The sequence below is a fragment of the Suttonella ornithocola genome (assembly GCF_001889065.1).
Classification (GTDB): domain Bacteria; phylum Pseudomonadota; class Gammaproteobacteria; order Cardiobacteriales; family Cardiobacteriaceae; genus Suttonella_A; species Suttonella_A ornithocola.
The window spans coordinates 1-440 of record NZ_LWHB01000360.1 but is presented as its reverse complement, the minus strand read 5'-3'; the positions used below and the strand labels follow the sequence as shown (position 1 = coordinate 440).

Annotated in this window: 1 pseudogene; it reads left to right on the top strand. The window is 43.0% G+C overall.

Annotation, left to right across the window (positions count from 1 at the left end):
- Positions 1–39: 39 nt before the first annotated feature.
- Positions 40–408, top strand: a pseudogene (locus A5N85_RS16825) (transposase).
- Positions 409–440: the final 32 nt, after the last annotated feature.

The following is a 440-nucleotide window of genomic DNA, read 5'->3' as shown; positions in this document are numbered from 1 at the left end:
CTTAAGCAGTTAAGAGAGCTCAAACAAGCTGGAAAAAAGATAGCTGACTTAGATGAAAGGGGTTTTAAATCACATGAGAGCAGAGGTTATGGTTATGCGCCAAGAGGCGAAGCTTGCTTAGGTCAGTACGACTGGCAACTCAAAAACCAAACCAATGCTATTGGTGCTGTGATGAACAACCCGTTGTTTGCTGTTGGATTGTATGATGGTAGCATCAACAGCGATGTCTTTTACAGCTGGGTAGAACAGATATGACTTCCTCAACTCCCTGCTGATAGTGTGATTGTCATGGACAATGCGGCTTTTCACAAACGTGAGGATATCAAAATACTGATAGAGGAGGCTGGGCATACTATCCTTTGGCTTCCATCTTATAGCCCTGATCTTAATCCCATTGAGCATACATGAGCATGGATAAAACAAAAGCGTAAAGAATGGCG